This is a genomic window from Veillonella sp. VA139, from assembly GCF_003992005.1.
GTDB lineage: Bacteria > Bacillota > Negativicutes > Veillonellales > Veillonellaceae > F0422.
Window position 1 is genome coordinate 107078 of the sequence record NZ_RQVL01000001.1, and the last position, 21518, is coordinate 128595.

Annotated in this window: 20 protein-coding genes; all 20 read right to left on the reverse strand. The window is 40.6% G+C overall.

The window, feature by feature from the left end:
- Positions 1-23: 23 nt before the first annotated feature.
- Positions 24-1289, reverse strand: coding sequence for a S41 family peptidase (locus tag EO125_RS00620; RefSeq protein WP_127147178.1), 1266 nt, complete (start codon positions 1287-1289; stop codon positions 24-26).
- An 8-nt stretch (positions 1290-1297) separates the two neighbouring features.
- Entirely contained in the window at positions 1298-2476 is a 1179-nt protein-coding gene (locus EO125_RS00625; protein WP_127147293.1) for a murein hydrolase activator EnvC, read from the reverse strand.
- Between the two features lie 5 nt (positions 2477-2481).
- On the reverse strand, positions 2482-3369 hold the full coding sequence (gene ftsX, locus EO125_RS00630; protein ID WP_127147179.1) for a permease-like cell division protein FtsX: 888 nt from the start codon (positions 3367-3369) through the stop codon (positions 2482-2484).
- The gene (gene ftsE / locus EO125_RS00635; protein ID WP_127147180.1) at positions 3359-4045 is read right to left on the reverse strand and encodes a cell division ATP-binding protein FtsE; all 687 of its coding nucleotides are present in this window, start codon (positions 4043-4045) and stop codon (positions 3359-3361) included. Before ftsE ends, ftsX begins: the two co-directional genes overlap by 11 nt.
- 15 nt (positions 4046-4060) lie before the next feature.
- Positions 4061-4993, reverse strand: a complete 933-nt coding sequence (locus tag EO125_RS00640) for a transketolase family protein (protein ID WP_127147181.1) — start codon at positions 4991-4993, stop codon at positions 4061-4063.
- Positions 4994-4995: 2 nt separating this feature from the next.
- Positions 4996-5823 carry a transketolase gene (locus EO125_RS00645; RefSeq protein ID WP_127147182.1) on the reverse strand — a complete coding sequence of 276 codons (828 nt, stop codon included), beginning with the start codon at positions 5821-5823 and terminating at the stop codon, positions 4996-4998.
- Positions 5824-5861: 38 nt separating this feature from the next.
- Positions 5862-6953: a polysaccharide pyruvyl transferase CsaB gene (gene csaB / locus EO125_RS00650; protein WP_127147183.1), complete on the reverse strand. Its 1092-nt coding sequence runs from the start codon at positions 6951-6953 to the stop codon at positions 5862-5864.
- The gene (locus tag EO125_RS00655; RefSeq protein ID WP_127147184.1) at positions 6946-8970 is read right to left on the reverse strand and encodes a DUF5693 family protein; all 2025 of its coding nucleotides are present in this window, start codon (positions 8968-8970) and stop codon (positions 6946-6948) included. Before EO125_RS00655 ends, csaB begins: the two co-directional genes overlap by 8 nt.
- A gap of 8 nt (positions 8971-8978) precedes the next feature.
- Positions 8979-9698, reverse strand: coding sequence for a DUF2993 domain-containing protein (locus EO125_RS00660; RefSeq protein WP_164726402.1), 720 nt, complete (start codon positions 9696-9698; stop codon positions 8979-8981).
- 10 nt (positions 9699-9708) lie between these two features.
- Positions 9709-10816 (reverse strand): peptide chain release factor 2 gene (prfB, locus tag EO125_RS00665; RefSeq protein WP_240630403.1). Its coding sequence is split into 2 segments (ribosomal slippage): positions 9709-10758 and positions 10760-10816, totalling 1107 coding nucleotides; the frame shifts between segments, so codons are not numbered across the junction.
- A gap of 80 nt (positions 10817-10896) precedes the next feature.
- Positions 10897-13335: a preprotein translocase subunit SecA gene (gene secA / locus EO125_RS00670; protein ID WP_127147186.1), complete on the reverse strand. Its 2439-nt coding sequence runs from the start codon at positions 13333-13335 to the stop codon at positions 10897-10899.
- 339 nt (positions 13336-13674) lie between these two features.
- On the reverse strand, positions 13675-14370 hold the full coding sequence (locus tag EO125_RS00675) for a TVP38/TMEM64 family protein (RefSeq protein WP_127147187.1): 696 nt from the start codon (positions 14368-14370) through the stop codon (positions 13675-13677).
- A gap of 27 nt (positions 14371-14397) precedes the next feature.
- Positions 14398-15627 (reverse strand): aspartate kinase, encoded by a 1230-nt coding sequence (locus EO125_RS00680; protein WP_127147188.1) that lies wholly within the window; start codon positions 15625-15627, stop codon positions 14398-14400.
- A 268-nt stretch (positions 15628-15895) separates the two neighbouring features.
- Complete coding sequence (locus EO125_RS00685; protein WP_009353050.1) at positions 15896-16291, reverse strand: class II SORL domain-containing protein; 396 nt, start codon at positions 16289-16291, stop codon at positions 15896-15898.
- A 198-nt stretch (positions 16292-16489) separates the two neighbouring features.
- Positions 16490-17062, reverse strand: a complete 573-nt coding sequence (gene cobO, locus EO125_RS00690; RefSeq protein ID WP_255416551.1) for a cob(I)yrinic acid a,c-diamide adenosyltransferase — start codon at positions 17060-17062, stop codon at positions 16490-16492.
- A 38-nt stretch (positions 17063-17100) separates the two neighbouring features.
- On the reverse strand, positions 17101-17703 hold the full coding sequence (gene lepB / locus EO125_RS00695; RefSeq protein ID WP_127147190.1) for a signal peptidase I: 603 nt from the start codon (positions 17701-17703) through the stop codon (positions 17101-17103).
- A 51-nt stretch (positions 17704-17754) separates the two neighbouring features.
- Positions 17755-18624, reverse strand: coding sequence for a YitT family protein (locus EO125_RS00700; RefSeq protein WP_127147191.1), 870 nt, complete (start codon positions 18622-18624; stop codon positions 17755-17757).
- Positions 18625-18635: 11 nt separating this feature from the next.
- Positions 18636-19058 (reverse strand): hypothetical protein, encoded by a 423-nt coding sequence (locus tag EO125_RS00705; RefSeq protein ID WP_127147192.1) that lies wholly within the window; start codon positions 19056-19058, stop codon positions 18636-18638.
- Positions 19059-19068: 10 nt separating this feature from the next.
- The gene (locus tag EO125_RS00710; RefSeq protein WP_127147193.1) at positions 19069-20250 is read right to left on the reverse strand and encodes a DUF3084 domain-containing protein; all 1182 of its coding nucleotides are present in this window, start codon (positions 20248-20250) and stop codon (positions 19069-19071) included.
- 174 nt (positions 20251-20424) lie between these two features.
- Positions 20425-21516 (reverse strand): LptF/LptG family permease, encoded by a 1092-nt coding sequence (locus tag EO125_RS00715; RefSeq protein ID WP_127147194.1) that lies wholly within the window; start codon positions 21514-21516, stop codon positions 20425-20427.
- Positions 21517-21518: the final 2 nt, after the last annotated feature.

Sequence of the window (21518 nt, forward strand, 5' to 3'; positions counted from 1 at the left end):
ATAGAGCGGCCGAAGCCGCTATATCATAGAGTTTTTACAATTTCAATAGCACGTTCCATTTGTACATCCTCTTCAGGATTTGTTTTGGACGGCTCCACAACTTCATCTGGTTCAATACCAATACCATCGATGACTCTATCATTTGGTGTATGATAGCGAGCGATAGTAATCTTTAACCCTTCTCCGTCAAGACCTTGTACTACGCTCTGCACAGTACCTTTGCCATAACTTTTGGTGCCTACAATGGTACCTGATTTTGTATCTTGCACAGCACCAGCAATAATTTCTGATGCACTTGCAGAATTACCATTAATCAACACAACTAATGGAATGAGAGGATACTCTCCTCTAGACATATAGGCTGTTGTTTTACCTCGTCTCGTTTGTACCGTCACAATCGGTCCTTTCGGCACCAAATACTGTCCTATACCATGAGCTGTAGTAATTAAGCCCCCTGGATTATCACGCAAGTCTAAGACTAACCGTTTCATTCCTTTAGATTGAAGTTCCTCATATGCTTTCGTAAATTCATCTACTGTTTTTTCAGCAAATTGTGTGACCCGAATATAGCCAACCTCATCTGTTAGCATTTGTCCTTTAACAGTAGGCATCACAATCGTCTTCCGTTCAATGGAAAATTCTTCTTCTTCTCCATTGCGAAGAATACGAAGTACTACAAAAGTGCCTTCTTCACCTCGAATGTGATTCGCTACATCTTCTTTTTCGATATCAGACACAGGTGTGCCATCAATGGCAAGAATTTGATCTCCCTTTTGAAGACCTGCTGCTTCCGCTGGCTGTCCTTCCATGGTAGCGCCAACTTTTAATATCTTACCGTCTGAAAAATCCAATAATAAACCAATACCACTATAGGTAGAGGACGTATGCATTTCCAACTCTTTCATATCATCCTTGTCCAAATAGACAGTATGTTTATCATGAGTGCCTTTTACTAAGCCTTTCAACATATTCACAAAGAGTTCTTCTTTGGCTGGTGGATCCATGGCCCATTGGGTAGTGATAAAGTAGGTGTACCCAAATTTAGCAATTCCCAACGGAGACCCTGAGATATACCAAAAGAAAGCGGTTAAGCCTATTAAAAAGGTAAGTATCCAAGTCAATGCGATAAGCAAATAATATTTAATGAGATCTTTAATGCTCTCATGTTCAAGGTCATCTTCTATGCTGATAATATTCCCTGCCTCATCTTTTGTAATGACTTCATATCTTACGCCTAACAAGTAGGTCTTAGCTTTATGCCAAATAGATGTTTTTTTCTTTTCTTCCATAGTCTCCTCTATAAGTATCCCATCGGATCTGTTGGTTCACCATTAATACGCACCTCAAAATGAAGGTGTGGACCTGTAGAACCACCGGTATTACCTGAGTAGGAAACTACTTGACCTTTCGATACAGTTTGACCTGGGCTTACGGCTACATCACTATTATGAGCATACAAGGTAGACATACCATTACCGTGATCAATGATGACAGTATATCCATATCCACTGATCCAACCAGCTTCTACGACAACGCCACCATCTGCAGCATGCACGGGTGTACCTTCATCCACCCCAAAATCGGTGCCCGCATGTAAACGACGTGTACCATAAATAGGGTGAATCCGCCAACCAAAGTTAGATGTGATAGGAGCCACAACTGGTGCTGCCAATTGTCCAGTACCTTGCACCCATGTAGCACCACCTCCGCCACCTCCTTGGCTAGCAGCTGCTGCCGCTGCAGCCGCACGTTCTGCAGCCCGTTGTTGCAACATCGCTGTAATACTTGCGGAGGACGCCATTAACTCATTATAAGCACGCTCTGCTGTATCTCGGTCATTCATAGCCCGTTCTAAGACAGCTTGACGTTCTGCTTTTTTCTGGTTGATTAAGTTCTGCTTTTCTTGTGCTACTTTTTCTAGTTCTAATACTTTAGCACGATCTTCCTCTAGCTTAGCTTTTTTACTAGCAATTTCTTCACGCTCTACTTTGATGGTGTTGATTAAATCCATGTCAGATTGCAAAATACGCTTCAACATTTCCATACGGTTTGCAAAATCGCTAAAGTCTTTGGATCCAACCACCACATCCAAGTAGCTTAAACGACCATTGATATAAATATCTCTGACCCGTTTGTAGAATACTTTTTCACGAGACTGCAAGCGATCTTGTGCTGCTTTCAATTCCGCCTCTGTTTTTGTAATATCTTGATCTAGCTGAATCCGCTCTGCTTGTATTTGTTTTAACTCCGCAGTAGCAGTATCTAATTCAATCTGTATCGCATGTAACTGTTCATATACGGTACCAATCGTTTTTTCTGCTTCCGACTTTTTATTCGCCTCATTTGTCATTTGTTGTTGAATATTTGACAACTGATTCGTTAAGTCTTCATCTTGTGCCTGATACCAGTACGGTGTAGCTATCATGATAGAACCGCATAGTAAACTAGCTACTAGTGTTACTGTTTTTTTCTTCATCATTCCTACACTTTCATATATTGTTTTAAAGAAATGGTACTACCAATAGCACCTACAATGACACCTATCCCAACTAATCCTGCGGATAATTGATAGATAAATGGCATCATTGGTACCAATGGCATGAAAGCAAAGTTTGCAATCACTTCCATCGTAATATAGCGGTAAAATTGCCAAGTAGCAACACCTGCAATGGCACCACCAATAGCGCCTAAGAACATACCTTCTAATACAAAAGGCCAACGGATAAACCAGTTCGTGGCACCTACATATTTCATAATTCCAATTTCTTTACGACGGGCAAACACAGTCAACCGAATCGTATTGGAAATGATAAATAAGGTAGCCCCCGCTAGGAAACCGATGAGCACAATACCGCCGATACGAATAATTTTTGTAACTTCAAAAATTTGCTCAATCACATCTTGTCCATAATGGGCACTTTCAACTTCAGGATATTTAGATACTATTTCTGCTGTAGATTTTACTTGATCCGGTGTATTGAAAGTCAACACATAGGACGTTGGCAATGGATTATGTCCATCTAGGGAGTCTACTAATTGTTGTTGCTCCCCTAAGCGCTCTTTAAAGCGTTTCATAGCTTCATCTTTTGTGACAAATTCAATATCTTTCAGCTCTGGTAATGCCTTTAATTTTTTGCCTAATTCCATTACTTGCGGTGTTGTTAAATTGTCCTTCAAATAGATACTAATTTGTACTTGGCTCTCTAAATGGGATGCCAAATTGTTAAGGTTCACGACACCACAAGCAAACACGCCCAAGATAAACAAAGACAATGTGACCGTGGAAATGGATGCTAAGGACATCAATCCATTACGACGCATGGATTTAATGGCTTCTTTTATATAATACTTAAAGGTTCTAATTTTCATGGAATGCGGCCCCTCTCATTTGATCACTCACAACACGACCGCCTTCTAAGGCAATCACTCGTTTGTTCAGATAGGACACCATATCCATATCATGTGTTACCATCACTACGGTTGTCCCGGAGTTATTGATGGCTTTGAAAAGGTCGGAAATATCGCGGCTTGTTTGCGGATCCAAGTTACCTGTCGGTTCGTCCGCAATTAATACCAATGGTTTATTCACAATGGCTCTAGCAATCGCTACCCGTTGTTGTTCTCCCCCGCTCAAATCCTGCGGTAAATCATTGGCTTTGTCGCTCAATCCCACCAATTCCAACACATTTAATACTTTTTCCTTAATTACTTTTGGTTTTTCCTCGATAACTTCTAAGGCGAAAGCAATGTTTTCAAATACTGTTTTTGATGGTAATAATCGGAAATCTTGGAATACAATACCTAACTTTCTACGCAAGTACGGTACTTTACTAGATTTGATACGTGTTACATCAACATCATTTACCATAACCGTTCCAGAATCTGGCTTTACTTCATGTGAAAGTAATTTAATAAATGTTGATTTACCTGCTCCAGAATGTCCACAGACTAATACGAATTCTCCTTTTTCAATATGAATCGATACATCCTCTAAAGCAACAGACCCATTGTCGTATACTTTATGGACATTTCTAAATTCTATCATTCTATCATTCCCTTCCTATTTTCGCGCCATACCTCGTTTGGTAGCAGCCACAATATCAGCTGCTGTTAAACCATATTTTGCCATCAATTCTTTTGGCGTACCAGACTCACCAAAGGTATCATTAACACCGACAAATTCCATTGGTACTGGGCATTCCTTGACTACCACTTCTGCTACAGCACTGCCTAAACCACCGATGACATTATGTTCTTCAGCTGTGATCAATACACCTGTTTCTTTCGCTGCTGTTACAATCGATTCTGCGTCAATTGGCTTGATGGACGCCATGTTGATAACACGTACAGAAATGCCTTCTCCTTCTAACGTAGCTGCTGCTTCTACAGCTGGTCCTACTAAGGCACCACAAGCAATAATGGTAGCATCCTTACCATCACGTAATTGTTGCGATTTACCTGGTGTAAATGTGTATCCTTCTGAAGTCACATCTTCTACACCAGCACGACCTAAACGCACATACACTGGACCATGATACTCCGCTGCCCAAGTAATCACAGCTTCTGTTTCTGCTGCATCTGCTGGTACCACAACTGTCATATTAGGCAATGTACGCATACAAGAAATATCTTCTAAACTTTGGTGTGTCGCACCGTCTTCGCCGACAGTGATACCTGCGTGAGTAGCACATACTTTTACATTTAATCTTGGATAACATACGGCATTGCGCACTTGTTCAAAGGCACGGCCTGTAGCAAACATAGCAAAGGAAGATACAAATGGTACTTTTCCTGCTGCTGCTAAGCCAGCACCTACAGAAATCAAGTTTTGCTCTGCAATCCCTACATTAAAGAATCGTTCAGGATATACTTTTTTAAATTCATCAGTTTTTGTAGATTTTGATAAATCTGCATCTAATACAACAACATCTTTATGAGTGGCACCCACTTTAACTAAGGCTGTACCATATGCTTCACGAGTCGCTTTTCCCATGATTACACCTCCAACAATTCCGCTACAAATTGATCACATTCTTCTTGAGATGGCGCTTTACCATGCCAGCCTGCTTGGCCTTCCATAGCTTGTACACCTTTCCCTTTGACAGTATTCATAATCACCATAGTCGGTTTATCTGTAGTTGCTTTTGCTTCTGTTACCGCTGCATGTAAGGCATCTAAATCATGACCATCTACGACAATCACATGCCAACCGAAAGCTTTGAATTTTTCATCAATTGGCAATGGACTCATAACTTTTGTGATATCACCGTCGATTTGTAATCCATTAAAATCTACAAAGGCTGTTAAGTTGGACAATTTGTAATGCGCCGCAAACATCGCTGCTTCCCATACTTGTCCTTCTTCTAGTTCGCCATCTCCTAGTACAGAGTACACACGGTAAGAGGCTCCATCGATTTTACCTGCCAATGCCATGCCGCAAGCTGCTGAAATACCTTGTCCTAAGGAACCAGTAGACATATCTACTCCTGGAATGTATTTCATATCTGGATGACCTTGCAAGATATGGTTAATTTTGCGCAAGTTTAGTAACTCTTCTGTCGGGAAGAACCCTTTTTCTGCTAATGTAGCATATAGAGCTGGTGCAGCATGTCCTTTAGATAAGACAAAACGATCGCGATTTGGATCTTTCGGCTCATTTGGATTTACATTCATTTCTTGAAAGTACAACAAGCTCATCACATCAGCAATGGACAAAGATCCTCCTGGATGACCAGATTTTGCTGCTGTGACCGCTTTCACGATGTTTACACGAATCGCTTTTGCTTTTTCTTGTATCAATTGTTTTTGTTCAAGTGTTAACATACTATACCCTCCCGTGTTATACACAATTCTAAGGTAAATTATTTATCATGCAGCATGCCAATGGCAATGCGGGCATTCTCTAAGGCATTTCTTCGTAGTTCATGGATGTTTTCTAACACTGTTTCTGTGAAAGTGCCTCGTTCCAAAGTCTCTACTGTACGTGCTACTATAGGTTCTACTTCTAATGTATGTAAATCACCTACTGGCACTTCACCAATCATATGAAGAAAGTTTAAAATTTTAGGGTCATAGGAGATCCCTAAGCAAGGCGTTTCCATTAAAGCGCTAAACACTAATGCATGGAGGCGCACACCTATCATAACATCTACAGAACCGCTGAGCGCCAATAACTCCGTCGTACTATACGCATCAGCTAAGACCGCGGACTTGGTTCTCATCAGTTTAGCAATGGTTTCTGCCTCCATCGTATCTTCCCGATGTTGCATGGGAATGAACACGATCTGTGCATCCTTTGTGGTCTGGATTTCGTCGAGAGCCTTCGCCAATGTACTTTGGTATTCTGTACAATCCTTCCAAGACCGCACAGATACCCCTACAATCGGTCTATCCGCAGTCACTCCATAGTATTCTAGCATCTTACGCCCCATTGTGGTATCCACTGGATGCATACCAAGTACCGCATCAGCGGTCACTGTAATCGGTACGTCGTGAATACCTAGTGAAAGTAGCTCTTCTTTTGAGGCATGGTCCCGTACGGTTATCTGGGACACTTGATTTAAGACACGCCCCACCGTGGTACGGGCCAAGGATTTATGCAAAGGTCCAATGCCTTGGGCATAAATCATCACTCGTTTTCCCAAAGTATTCGCTAACGCAATAATACTCAAGTAATAATACAAACTACGAGCACTTGTCACATCCTGTAACAAACTGCCACCGCCACTGATAAGCATATCACTAGAATGTACCGCTTGGTATATCTTCCACATATCAAAGCGACCAATGGCTTTCACCTTATGCGTTTCCATAGTTTCCTGCGGATTCCCAGAGATAACAGTAATCTCAGCCTGTGGTTCTAGTTCTAACAATGCTTGCAAAATAGAACTCAATAGTGCTTCATCTCCAGCATTACCAAATCCATAATAGCCGGAAATGAGGATCTTACACATGGCTTTCACCTCGTCCTTGGAACCAACGAATACCATAGCCGATGAAACGTACCGCTATAATCGCCACTAAGCCGATGACGATACCTAATAGCAATCCATCATAACCACGAGCAATGGACATATACACTGGCGTGCGCAAGTGGCAGAATGTTTCTACCATGGACGCGATACCGATGACAGCTCCTACGGATAAAGCAAAGTGTAATACCATCGGAATCCTACGTCCTACCGCATAGGCTGCCAACATAAATGCGGGATGGCCGATTAAAAATTCTTTTTCACGAGGTCGAGCATACATAGTATTTTCTAAAAATCTACGTAAGGCCAGTTCCCAAGACGGCACTGGTACACCTGCCGTATGGCCACTACGTCCTACAAAGACATAGGCTACCACCGCTAAGGCTCCCACGATTAATAAACTATAAACTTTAATATCAATTTGCACAAATTCTGTAATGAAAGATTTTATATCCTTCACCGAAGAAATAGTTCTTCCTTTCCAAATTGGAAACCGTTGTAAATAGGCAATAGCAGTCAATACTACTGGCGCCACAAAGGTTAATTTTACACCATGGAATAAAGCAAATTCCATAAAGAACTGTGTGCTCCCTAACATAGCCGCAATGCTAATGCCACCAATAGCTGCAATCAAGGCTGCCACAATCAGATATACCACAGATTCTATGGTACTTCTCCACGGAGACAAACCTGTATGATTACGTTTCGACCAACAATCAAAGATCATCGTCATGGCCAAAACTGGAGCAGATATAGCTGCTACCAATGCCCATGCCGACATAATTTTTGTACCTGTAGTCATCATATAGATAGCTACAGAAAGAATGCTACCTACTGCAAATAGGCCTAATAGGTACGGTTTGCGTAAACGTACAAATTGTCCAAATGTTAATGTAGCCAAGCTAATAACACCAGTCATCGTTAACAATCGCAACCAAGTATTCGGAGAGTACACTGGGTACATAGAGGCTTTCCCAGTAGTAAATCCACGAGCTTGTAATTTATCTGTCACTTGTTTCGCTACAAATAAAGTCGTTTCTAAAGCTGTCCTATTATCTACGCCTTGTTCATATAATGGGAACAAATTATAGCGGATATTTCGTTCAATGTCACTGATGTAGAACCATTGTACTAACTCAGCAGGTGTTAATTTGCGCACTTCTTCTTTCGATACCGTGTACAATCTGCCTACTTTATAGTGGTTCGCATTAGCCATTTCTAAGAATCCAGCTTGTGGGAAGTATTGCAATTGATTAACTGCTTCAATCCCCACTACTGGGATATGACGCGCTTCCAACTGTTCTAAGGTGCGATCCACATGCAATGGATAGCCTAAGGCTTCTTTACCTACAAAGACCATACCCGTCACACCGGAGATGCCATCTATGCGTGTAAACACATGATCTACATCTTCCACGGTCACTCCTTTATAGTTCGTTGGACGTACAATGACGTGGAATCCTAGGTTCGCCACTTCTTGAGCTTGTAGCTTAGAGATCCCCAAGTTCATATCTTTTAAAGAATCACTTGGCAATGCTAATCCTAAAATAGGACCTAAAGATGTTTGCAATATAGTGACTTTATCCTTGCCTAGGCGGCGTAGTAAATCTTCCTGTACCTCTTGAAAGTAGGCTTCTTTGCCCGGAACCAGCCCTACATAGGTAATACCAGGCTGTACGCCTGCGACTTGCAATTGCTCTAAATCATTGGAGCTATACATATAAATATGACCTGCATCTTTTTCTTTTTGCAGAGTTCTATCATAAATCGCTAAGGCCGTAATACCAGATTCTTTAGCCGCTGCCACAGCCTCCGGCAAGGAACGTTTCTCATAGGCATTGGCACGAAGTAATCCATCATAGTCAATGATGTTTTCAATCTGCTCCTGCTGTGCCTCAATATGATGTCGTTCTTTCACCAATACAAGACCACTCACAATGCCCACACCTAGAAAGGCCAATAAAATCCATGTGTAAATAGATATTGTCTTTAATTTCATAAGCCCTCCTATTGTGCAACAGGATGCACGAATACATGAATCTCTTCACGTCCAGTTTCTACACGATCCAGTTGAACAGGAATCGGGAACTTTCCAAAATCATAGAGAGGAATTGATTTCACCACACCACTAGATAAACGGTTTAAACTAGCGCCACCAATGGACAGCTTTTCTGTAGCAAACTGCAAGGTGTTGCCTTCAATTTCCAATCGACCTTGGATGGTTACCTTACCAGAAAGGAAGCCACCTACATCGATACGACCACTCATGACAACGCCACGACCAGAAATCTCCACAGTTTCAATGGATAACCCTTTTGCACTGGAACTGGATAAATGTTGTTCAATATATCGTTTTAAATCATCTTGATGGATAATCCCTTCAATATGACCTTGTCCAAAGCTAGTGAAGTGCAATCGTTGATCTACGAATAATTCCATCGGAGAGATTCGAATATCTCGTAAGTCAAAAGCCAATCGTTGTACTTTTAATTTCCCTAAGGCAACACCATCTACATATCCTCGAAAGGAGTCGATGTCTCCCATGGCTAATTTGAACCCAGGAGATGACTCGATGCGCATAGACTGTGTTTCTGGATGCAAGGCACTTTCTAATCTTGATTCTACTTCATGACTCACAAGAATAGGTAACAAAAAGGATGATCCTCCGATGACGATACCCCCTAGTATCAAGATAAATAGTATTGTTTTTAAAAAGAAATTTCTCACGGTCACTCCATTATATTGTTAAATTTGCTTCTTTCTTCAAGAATCCTTCCATAAATTGATCTAAGTTGCCATCCATGACAGCTTGCACATTACCTGTTTCCACGCTAGTACGATGATCTTTTACCATATTGTACGGATGGAATACATAGGATCGAATTTGGCTACCCCATTCAATGGCTTGATAGGTACCACCTAATTGTTCCTTCAGTTCAGCTTGCTTTTCTAATTCTAGTTCAAATAATTTAGCTCGCAATAATTTTAAACATTGTTCTCTATTTTGAATCTGTGAACGCTCACTTTGACACTGTACAACAATGCCTGTTGGGGTATGTGTCATACGCACAGCAGAGTCCGTTTTGTTGATGTGCTGTCCGCCCGCACCGCTGGCACGATACGTATCCACTTGTACATCTTTCATATCTAGATTGATTTCTACGGTCTCATCAATTTCCGGCATCACATCGACGGCACAGAATGATGTATGACGACGTGCGGCAGAATCAAAAGGAGAAATACGAACTAAACGATGCACGCCTTTTTCAGATTTCATATACCCAAAAGCATTTTCCCCTTTGATGAGGAAGGTTGCACTTTTAATGCCTGCTTCATCGCCTACTTGTTCATCCATGAGAGAAATACTGTATCCTTGTTTTTCCGCCCAACGCAAGTACATCCGAATCAGCATAGAACACCAATCTTGTGCCTCTGTTCCACCGGCACCAGCATGGAACGTAAGGATAGCATTGTTCTTATCGTATTCACCACTTAATAAAAGCAATACTTCTCGGTGCTCTACTTCATGGGTCAATGCATCTACCATAGCTGTTAATTCTTTTTCCATGGACACATCATCTTCGTCCATTGCCATTTCTAGCATCAGCTTCGTTTCTTCAATATCTGTGACAAGTTGTTTATATCCTTCTACGGCATCTTTTAATTGTGTAGCCTCTTGGGAAATATCACGTGCTGCATCTGGGTCATTCCAAAAATCAGGGTCACTCATTTTTATATCTAATGTCAATATGCGTTCTTCTTTTTGAGCGATGTTAAAGTGAATCCCTCATTCCAAAAATACGCTCCTCTAAATTGTCAATGGGACCTTTTAAGTCTTCTAACAATTTATTCACCTCTTTCTTTCATTCTATACAACAAATGGCCGCACAGGAGATATATCACCTCGCTGCGTGGCCATGAAAGTCTAGTCTACGTTTTGTGGTTCCAACACGTCTTCATGGTGGGTCTTAGCATCAGCTAGATGATCAACCGGTTCTTCTTCTGCTATTGTTTCCACATTAATTTGGATGCGGTATAAATACATAATTGTTTCATCCGTAATAGCTTCTTTCATACTTTCGAACATGTCATAGGCCTCGAATTTGTATTCTACTAATGGATTTTTTTGTCCATATGCACGTAGGCCAATCCCTTCTTTTAACATATCCATGGCATCCAAATGTTCCATCCATTTGCTATCTACCACTTTAAGCATGATTGCTTTCTCAAGCTCACGCATATTGGCTTCTCCAAATAAGGATTCACGTTTTTCATATTCTTTGTGGGCAATGTCAATTAAATGCTCTTGCAATTCTGCACGACCATATTCTTCCATTTGCTCCACTGTTAACATACCTGGTTCTAAGAAGTAAATTTCTAAGTGTTTTAGTAAGCCTTCATAGTTCCATTCTTCTGGATATAATTTTTCATCTGCATATTGATTCATAGAATTGATAATCAAGTTGTCAACCATATGCAAGATCGTTTCACGTAAAGATTGGTTATTCAAGATCAAACGACGTTGTCCGTATAAAACTTCCCGTTGTTGATTCATAACATCATCATATTCCAAGATATACTTACGAATATTAAAGTTATGATTTTCTACTTTTTTCTGTGCTCGTTCGATGGATTTAGTAATCAAAGAATGCTCGATTGGCTCGTCTTCTTCCATACCTAATTTATCCATCATACCAGCAATATTATCTGCGCCGAAAATGCGCATTAAATCATCTTCCAAAGATAAGAAGAATTGAGAGGAACCATTGTCCCCTTGACGACCAGAACGACCGCGCAACTGATTGTCGATACGACGACTTTCATGTCGCTCAGTACCTAAAATGTGTAAACCGCCTAATTCAGCTACACCTTCTCCTAAGGAGATATCTGTACCACGACCCGCCATATTCGTAGCAATTGTTACCATGCCATACTGACCTGCATTCGCAACAATTTCTGCTTCTTTTTCATGATGTTTCGCATTCAATACATTGTGAGGTACGCCAGCTTTTGTCAACATATCACTTAGCATTTCAGATTGCGTAATAGATGTAGTACCCACCAAGATTGGCTGCCCGGTTTTATGACGTTCCACTACATCTCGTACAACAGCACGGTATTTAGCATTTTTTGTTTTAAAGATTAAATCTGGCATATCCACACGTGCTAATACTTTATTTGGTGGAATTTCATATACTTCCAAACCGTAAATATTGTTAAATTCTTGTTCTTCTGTTTTCGCTGTACCCGTCATACCAGACAATTTCTCATACATACGAAAATAGTTTTGGAATGTGATGGATGCCAATGTTTGACTTTCACGTTCAACACGTAGGCCTTCTTTTGCCTCAATGGCTTGGTGTAAACCATCGGAATAGCGACGACCGAACATTAAACGACCAGTAAATTCGTCAACGATAACCACTTCGCCATCTTTTACGACATAATCCTTATCTCGTTCCATCATGGCGTACGCACGAAGGGAGGCACTTAACAAGTGATTCAATTCTAAGTTAGAAGAATCATACAAGTTTTCGATGTGTAACATTTTTTCAACTTTTGCAATCCCCTCTTCTGTAGGAGCTATGGTTTTTTGTTTTTCATCGATGGTGTAATCTTCGTCTTTCACCAAGTGTGGTACCACTTTTGCCAATTCATAATAGCGTTCTGTAGATCGTTCCCCAGGACCAGAAATAATCAATGGCGTACGTGCCTCATCAATTAAAATGGAGTCCACTTCATCGACGATAGCATAGTTCAACGGACGTTGCACCATTTGGTCTGCATGAACAACCATGTTATCACGCAAATAGTCAAAGCCGAACTCATTATTTGTACCGTATGTAATATCTGCGCCATAGGATTGTTTTCGTTGATCATAATCTAAGCCTGCTACAATTAAGCCTGTAGACATGCCAAGGAAGTTATATAAACGACCCATCCACTCGCTGTCACGTTTCGCCAAGTAATCGTTGACTGTTACAACGTGCACCCCTTTACCCGATAGGGCGTTCAAATATACCGGCAAGGTAGCCACTAATGTTTTACCTTCACCAGTGCGCATTTCTGCGATATTACCACGGTGCAATACTATACCACCAATCATTTGCACGTCGAAGTGACGCATACCCAATACACGTTTGGATGCCTCACGAACCACAGCAAATGCTTCTGGTAAAATATCATCTAATGTTTCACCATTTGCCAACCTTGCTTTGAACTCTTCTGTCTTTGCACGCAAAGATGTATCGCTCAAGGATAGTAATGATGGCTCTAATCCATTAATCTCTTCAACAATGGATCGAATCCGTTTAATTTCTTTTGCATTTTTATTGCCTAATAGTTTTTGTATAAAACCTAACAACTATCTCAACTCCTTATATGTGGAAAGTTTCAATTAAAGACTATGTATCTAGATTATTATAGCCTACTAGCAAGTAATAGTCAAAAAGAAGTGGGATTTTGACAACTATTTATTGATATTAACTTATATATCGATGCTATATGCCATTTTATCGTAGAATTGCATTCACAATACTGGCTACTTACTACACAAAAAGAGGACCGTTGATTAAACACGTTCAACGTTCCTCTTTATATGTTTATTCGTGTATTAAGACCATAGAGTGTCCTAATAGATGTCTTACTGCCTCAGACAGTGAGATGCACCAATCCTATAGACAGTTGGAGGCATCATACAATATTACCTCTGTTTCGCCCACCGTTGGTATCCTTTCCACAGTAGGAAATAGATAACCGACGCAATGAGTATCACCACGGTTAAGCGGCCTAAGTTATCTTGTAATAGTACCGCATCATGTCCGACGATGACTTCTAATGCTGTGGATGGAAACTTACCAATTAAGTTGGCAATGATATAATCTCGCAAGGAAATTTGGCTAATGGCTCCTAAAGCTGTGATAATTCCACTTGGAAAATATGGAATAGATCTAGCAAAGAGCATCATCACCAATCCATTTTTTCCGCTAAAGTCATCCACTTTTAGCAAAAACTCGCTTTTTTCTATGACTTTATGCGCCGTGTCCCGCAAAATGTAGCGCATAATCATAAAGCTCAATACAACGCCCACCGTTTCTGCTAGCCAGGAGATGATAATCCCTGGCACCACGCCAAATAGCAAGCCATTAGCTGTAGAAAAGAAGATAGATGGTAAAAATCCCAATGCATTGATGAGCACATCGAGGACAAAACTAATCACCATTGCCCACGGACCATAGGATTGTAATACCTCTGCCATGCGTTGTACATCACCAGAAAGGATTAATTCCCACATGTCATCATAGAAACCAGGAACAAGGACGTACACTAGAACTCCTAGTATCACCAATCCGCCCAACAACCCTAGTTGTATATATCGTTCCTTTTTCTTGTCATTCATTCCCATACCTTCTTTTCTAATCGTTACTTAACCTCTACCGTCTAATACTAATTTATCGTGGATCGCACGAACCGCCGTTTTAATGTATTCTTCTCCGATAAGACAGGAAATACTGATTTCAGAAGTACTGATAATCTCGATATTTACGCCTTCATCGGATAAGATGCCAAACATTTTCGCTGCCACACCTGGTTGTCCAAGCATGCCTGCACCAATGATGGATACTTTCGCCATATTTTCGTTGATCACGCACTCTTCGATAGACATGGATTGACCAAGTTCTTCAAGCACTTGTTTCGCCAAGTTCACGTCATCACGTGTGATAGTGAACACGATATCTGTTCGTTTATCATCTGTAGTCCGGATACTTTGTACAATCATGTCTACGTCGATACTCTTATTTGCCAATGCTTGGAACACTTGATGTGCCACACCTGGAATATTTTCCACCCCTACAAGACTAACTTTTGCTACATTTGTATCATCTGCAACGCCTGTAATAGCGTATTGATTTGCTTTCATTGTATACTCCTCTCGAATTATCGTGCCTTCTTCATCACTGAAAGTAGATCGTACATGAATTGGCACCCCATACCGATGTCCCATTTCGACTGCTCTTGGTTGCATAACACCTGCCCCTAAGCGCGCCATTTCTAGCATTTCACCATAGGTGATTTCTTTCAATTTAACAGCCCCTGGTGCTACCCGTGGGTCTGTGGAGTATACCCCATCTACATCTGTAAATATTTCGCATACATCGGCTTTCATAGCCCCCGCTAATGCGACTGCTGTTGTGTCAGAACCACCACGACCTAATGTAGTAATGTCCCCAGCTTCCGTCATACCTTGGAAACCCGCCACAACCACAATATTGCCCGCTTCTAACGCATCTAGCACACGTTTCGGTTCAATATCTAAAATGCGCGCTTTACCAAATGTATCGCTGGTAGCAATACCTGCTTGCTCACCTGTCATAGACACCGCTGCATGACCTTTCGCTTGGAACGCCAGTGCCATCAATGCAATCGTCACTTGCTCACCCGTAGAAAGAAGACGATCCATTTCACGACCATATGGCATAGATGTGACTTCTTTCGCCAAGCTCACCAAGTCATCTGTTGTATCGCCCATGGCAGAAACAACAACCACAATTCGATCATCTGGTTGTTTATCGCGCAACACGCGATTGACAATGTTAAATATTTTTTCAGGCGTCGCTACAGAGCTGCCACCAAATTTTTTCACAATTAATGCCACTGCAATCCCTCATTTATAAGATACAAAGTATAAAATAATATCTATATTAATCTACCATACTACGCTAGTAAAGTAAAGGATTTTTGTAGTATTTTACTATTTTTATTATACATATGTCCTGTTACAGTAGATAAACAGTATACCCATTCTCTATGATATGCAACAGTTTCCCCCTATATCTCAACCGTGGCACACAACAAAGGACTGCCTCCCCTAAAGGGTCAACAGTCCTTATCATAATCAATTCAGTTAGATGTCTAATATAGGATTAGCCTTCTACAACGATATCTTTTTCAGATTCCCACAAGCCGTGGATGTTGCAGTAAGAAGTTGCAATCAAACGACCAGATTTTTTGAAAGATGCTGTAACAACGCCAGCTGCTTCTGCATGTACAGGACCTTCGTTAGCACCTGTAGGAGCTTCACCATGTACGTTGAACTCAAGACGAGCTACTTCGTATGGAAGTTGTGTACCTTCTTCTACATAGTACAATTTGATCCAAGAAATGTGATGTTCTACAGTGTTAGGGTGAGCAATTTCTTTACCCACTTCTAATTCGATGACTACGCGTTCGCCAGCTTTTACAGTATCAGGTGCTGTAATCACTGGAACGTGTTTTTCTGTTGCAAATTCAGCTGTTTTTACATAATTTGTGATAGCCATAGGTATAACCCCCTTGAATTAATATCATATCCAAACATGGAAACCTTTCCATGTAAAGCACTAAATTAGTACACTATTATTGTACTTGTTTTTCTTCACTTACGCAAGAAGTATTTTTAAGATTTTCGATGTGGTTTTGGCATAGGTCTTCTATTTTCTGCAACATCTAGTAGTCAAACACCTACTTCATCACCTAAGTTAAAACTCTATACCACGCTTTGCCTTAATCCCCTGTTGGTACGCATGTTTGATAACTTTCATTTCCGTTACCGTATGCGCTAGTTCAATAATCTCTGGGCGTGCGTTACGACCTGTTAAGATCATGTCTAAGTTTTCAGGTTTTGTCTTGAGCAAGTTCACTACTGTCTCTACATCCACTAACCCATAATGAATGGCGTAATTGATTTCATCGAGGATAATCAAATCCCATTGACCAGACTTCACTTCGTGTTCCACCATGGCCCACGCTTCTTTTGCTGCTTGTTGATGTTCTTTCATTTTTTCTTCTGATTCTTCTTGCTTATGAAAGATGAACCCTTTTCCCATGGACCGAATCTCTACAGTTGGTAATAATGCAATGCCTGCTAATTCACCATAATTAGCACCACTTTTAATAAATTGTAAAATAAGCACCTTTCTACCACATCCTGCTGAACGCAGTGCTACACCTAAGGCTGCTGTTGTCTTGCCTTTACCATCTCCCGTATTGACTAAGATTAAACCTTCACTCATCTGTCTCTCCACCTTTCTTTGGATATATGGAAATCCCATGCCAAGGCACAGGATTCCAAAATTATATTAGATTATGATTAGAATGGATTACGTATATGGTACGCTAGTTTACCAAGTACATGGTCCACTGGTACAAATCCAATGAAACGGCTATCGGAAGAATGATTCCGATTGTCCCCCATGACAAATACATGTCCTTCGGGAACAGTAATTGGTAAGGAGCGTTCAAATTTCATCGTCTCTTTTTTAGTATACGGCTCATTTAGCTTGGTACCATTTCTCCACACATGCCCTTCTTTAAATTCTAATGTATCACCAGGGCGACCAATCACTCGCTTTACCCATACATCATGACCTTGCAAGGATGGTACTACCACACTGGCATAATTTAGTAAAGGTTCCATCACATCATCTTTCCAAGAACGTTCTCGTTGCACGCGACTATCAATGATAACGATGTCTTCATAATTTGGTATATCTCGCATCACATGAGACCATTTGCTAATTAATAGAAAATCCCCATTATGCAACGTATCCTCCATTGATTCGCCGGATACTCTCGTAGGTTGTACTATAAATATGTGCGTTAACATGGCTACGATGAGTGCCACTACAATAGCTTGCAACCACTCACGAGCTTCTTTCAAAATTTGACTGCCTATGGCTGTATCTTTTTCCATAGATCCTCCTTTTCTAAAGATACGCAATGATACGTATCACCTAATCAACGATTAATGGATTGATTTTTTACCAAATTGACCACCAAATACATCATGTACATCATTGATGGTGATAAAAGCATTTTCATCCACTTCGTAAATAATATCTTTCAATTTCGTTATTTCAAGGCGTGTCACCACGCAGTAAATAATACGTTTTGGAGTTTTCGTATACGCCCCTTCTCCATAGAGTAAGGTGACACCACGGCCTAAACGATGCATCACCACATCAGCTACTTCTTCTGATTTATCGGTAATGACCATAACACCTTTCGATTCTTCTACGCCGGTAATGACTAAGTCCATCATTTTATAGGCTACGAAATAAGCGATCAAGGAGTACATAGCACTATTCCAATCGTACACAAATCCCGCTGCTCCTAAAATAAAGAAGTTTAGGAACATAACGATTTCACCTACGGAAAAGGAACTCTTTTTATCAAAAATGATAGCTACAATTTCCGATCCATCTAAGGACCCACCGTTTCGTATAATAATGCCTACTCCAAGCCCTAGAATAATACCGCCGAAGACTGCGGCTAACAATGGGTCATGCACAATAGGCGGTATGTGATGCATGAAAGCAGAAAATACAGAAATGCACGCAATGGCGAATAGGGTAGATATGGTAAAACTTTTACCAATTTGCATATACCCTACATACAAAAATGGCAGATTAATCAACATAACTAGAATACTAAAGGATATATTTGATAATTTACTCGCCATTAAGGCAATACCTACGACGCCACCATCGATGAGGTAGTTCGGCACTAGAAATACATCTAGTCCATAGGTATAAATAGCTGCACCAATAATCATCATAATATATCGCATAGCTATGTCCATCAGTCTTCGTTTTCTGCTTTTGTGTTCTTTCATCCTTCGGATACTCACTCCTTATTTGCTAATAACCAACGTTCCCCAATAATCCATGCTGTAATATCGTCTACGGGCACGGGAGGGTATAACATGCCTTTTGGCACTAATTTTCGCCACCCTGTGGGTGGATGCACTTCAAAATAACGGCGCCTCGCCTCTTCTGTAGTATGCTTTTCATTGACAAAGGTAAATGCCTTTCCTTGCTCTTCTGCTAGATTTTTTACAATGGTCCCTACCGCTTTATGATTGGTTCCATTCCCACAGACTAGAACAGATACCCCCGCATACATCCTTAACAGAGATTGCAATTCACGCATTACAGAATCAGTAGGCACAATATCCATCATCACTAATTGCGCTGTTTTCGTAAGAATCGCAACGCCTGTTTTATCACGACCTGGGTCAACCGCCAATACATAAGCTTCCAATGCCATCATCTACTCCTTACTCATTTAGGGGAATGACACGTAACATAATTTGTACAGGTCCACTGGTGAAAGTATCTTCTCGCGTGACAGCCTCTAATCGAACAGGGCCACGTTGATTTTCGACTTTTCGTATCGTAGTAAACAACTCATTGCCGGGTAGGGATCCTACTTCACCCGTAATTGGGTCCGGTAAGATACCGTGTTTTTTCGCTTCCCCATTGACTTCTTTTAAGAATGCCAACACTTGGTCTTGCGCACTCTTACCTCCATCGATAACGGATGACCAAAGGACTATATCCTTTTTGAAAATCATATCATGCGGGTACGCATGAATTTCTGCTAGTGCTGGTTCTCCATAAATAATATTGGCAGCTGCTGTGACCCGAATCATCAATGGCTTATCGGTAGCAGCTACAACTTTCGCCACTTCATTCAAATTATCTCGGCTCACATAGATAACTGTTTTTTCCTCTTCCATTTGGAATCGATTTAAAATAAGTCGATTCGTATCTTTCAAGAAACTAGTTAAGGCCGCCATACTTTCCACTTCCCCTAAGCCTGGTCGAATCACTGCTTGGGCTAAGACTTCTCCATTACGGAATACTACGTTCCCTTCACGAACATGATTGATACCATCCTCTAATTGTTTCGTAGTCAATTGTAAGTCTTGTACATGGCTCTCTAGTTGAGTCCGTACGTCTTCTAAACGACCTACTTCAGCATTAGACTCCACTAACTTATGCTCAGCTTCTGCATAGGCATCTTGGATAGACACCAATTGGTCCCCCATACTTGCCAAAGCACTACGTGTTTCTTCTAGTTCTTGTTCCGTTGCTTGCACATCACTTTGCACCTTTTGTAGTTGTTTATTTTTTTGATTTAATTCTTCATTACTTTGTTGTAATTCTTTCGTTTTTTGATCGATATCTGATGAAAGTCGAGCCATCTCTGCTTTCAGTTTATCCATACCAAATAAAGCAGTACGCACATTGTTTGAGGCAATGCTAAGTACCCCTAAAGTGGCAGCGGAAATTAAAATACCCGTTACTATGGTCACAATAATAGAAGTATGCTTAGGGCGTAACCCAAACAAACTCATGCGACGTTTTCCTACTTTTGTGCCTATTTTATCACCTAAAAATGCAATTAATCCCCCCATAATGGTAATAATGAGGAGAATCCGTAGTCCCACTAACATAGCCGTATACCTCAATAATAAATACTAGTCCTATATCTTTACTTAGTATATCAAAATCCCTAGTACTCTACAATGGTTATCCAAGAAAAGGTCTCAATATACTTCGCTTAATACAGTGATAAAAGAGTAGCACTACCTACTCGATTAGTAATGCTACCCCCTATACTACCTTATTTATTTAGATACTCTCCAGTTTAAATATAAACCAGCTATGACCCCCAATGTATTTGGAATCCATGCCGCTAACAACGGTGGTATCGCCCCTCCTTTACCTAAGGCGCCTGACAATGTCATAACCCCATAATAGATAAAGATAACTAGCACTGAGATACCGAATCCAATAGACGAACTAGACCGTTGTTTTTGCAACCCTAATGGTGCGCCTACTAAAGCGAAAATAAAACTTGCCACAGGAATGGTAAAGCGTTGATACATTTCCATTTGCCATTCTGTAATCTTACCACCCGTAGCTTCCATCGCTTTGATTTGCTGTCTAATCTCTTTGATAGTCATCTCTTCTGGTTTGCGTTGGGATCGACTAATTTTATCTGGGTCTTGTGTTATTGGCAATACTTGTTCTTCAAACTTTAATGTACGATCAATGCCTTCACCAGATGCATTGATATCGTAAATAGTACCGTCATGCATTATCCAGTATTGACCATTCCAATTTGCTGTTTTAGCACGTTCAATTTGTGTCACTTCCCCATCTGTAAATTGTTGCACTGTAATATCGGACAGTAGTTTAGTAGAACTGTCGTATTTTCCTGCATACATTAAAGTGTTAATTTTCTTGTCGGCCAATGTTTTTAACACAATATGTTCTTGCGTTTGTGGCGTCGCACGTTTCATAATTTCCTCGCGGATAATCGTTTGATACGCATGATTTGATGCTGGAACTACATACTCATTGAACACAATAGAACAAAGAGAAATTAAAAAAGCTGTAATGTACACTGGCGTTGCTAAGCGCAAGAAATTTTGACCACCTGCACGCATGACAATAATCTCACTGCTACCACTTAATCGACCAAATGTCATCAAAGACCCTAATAGGACAGACATAGGGAACGTCAATATGACGATATTTGGCAATGCCAGTAGAAACGCTCTGGTCACGGACCACAAACTAGCTCCGTATTCTGTAATGTACTGAGCAATCCGAAATAGAGTACCGGTACCAATAAATATACTGGTAAAGGCAAAAATCCCAAACAGAAATGGACCTATGAAAGCTTTTAATATATATTTATCTAAAATTCTCATAC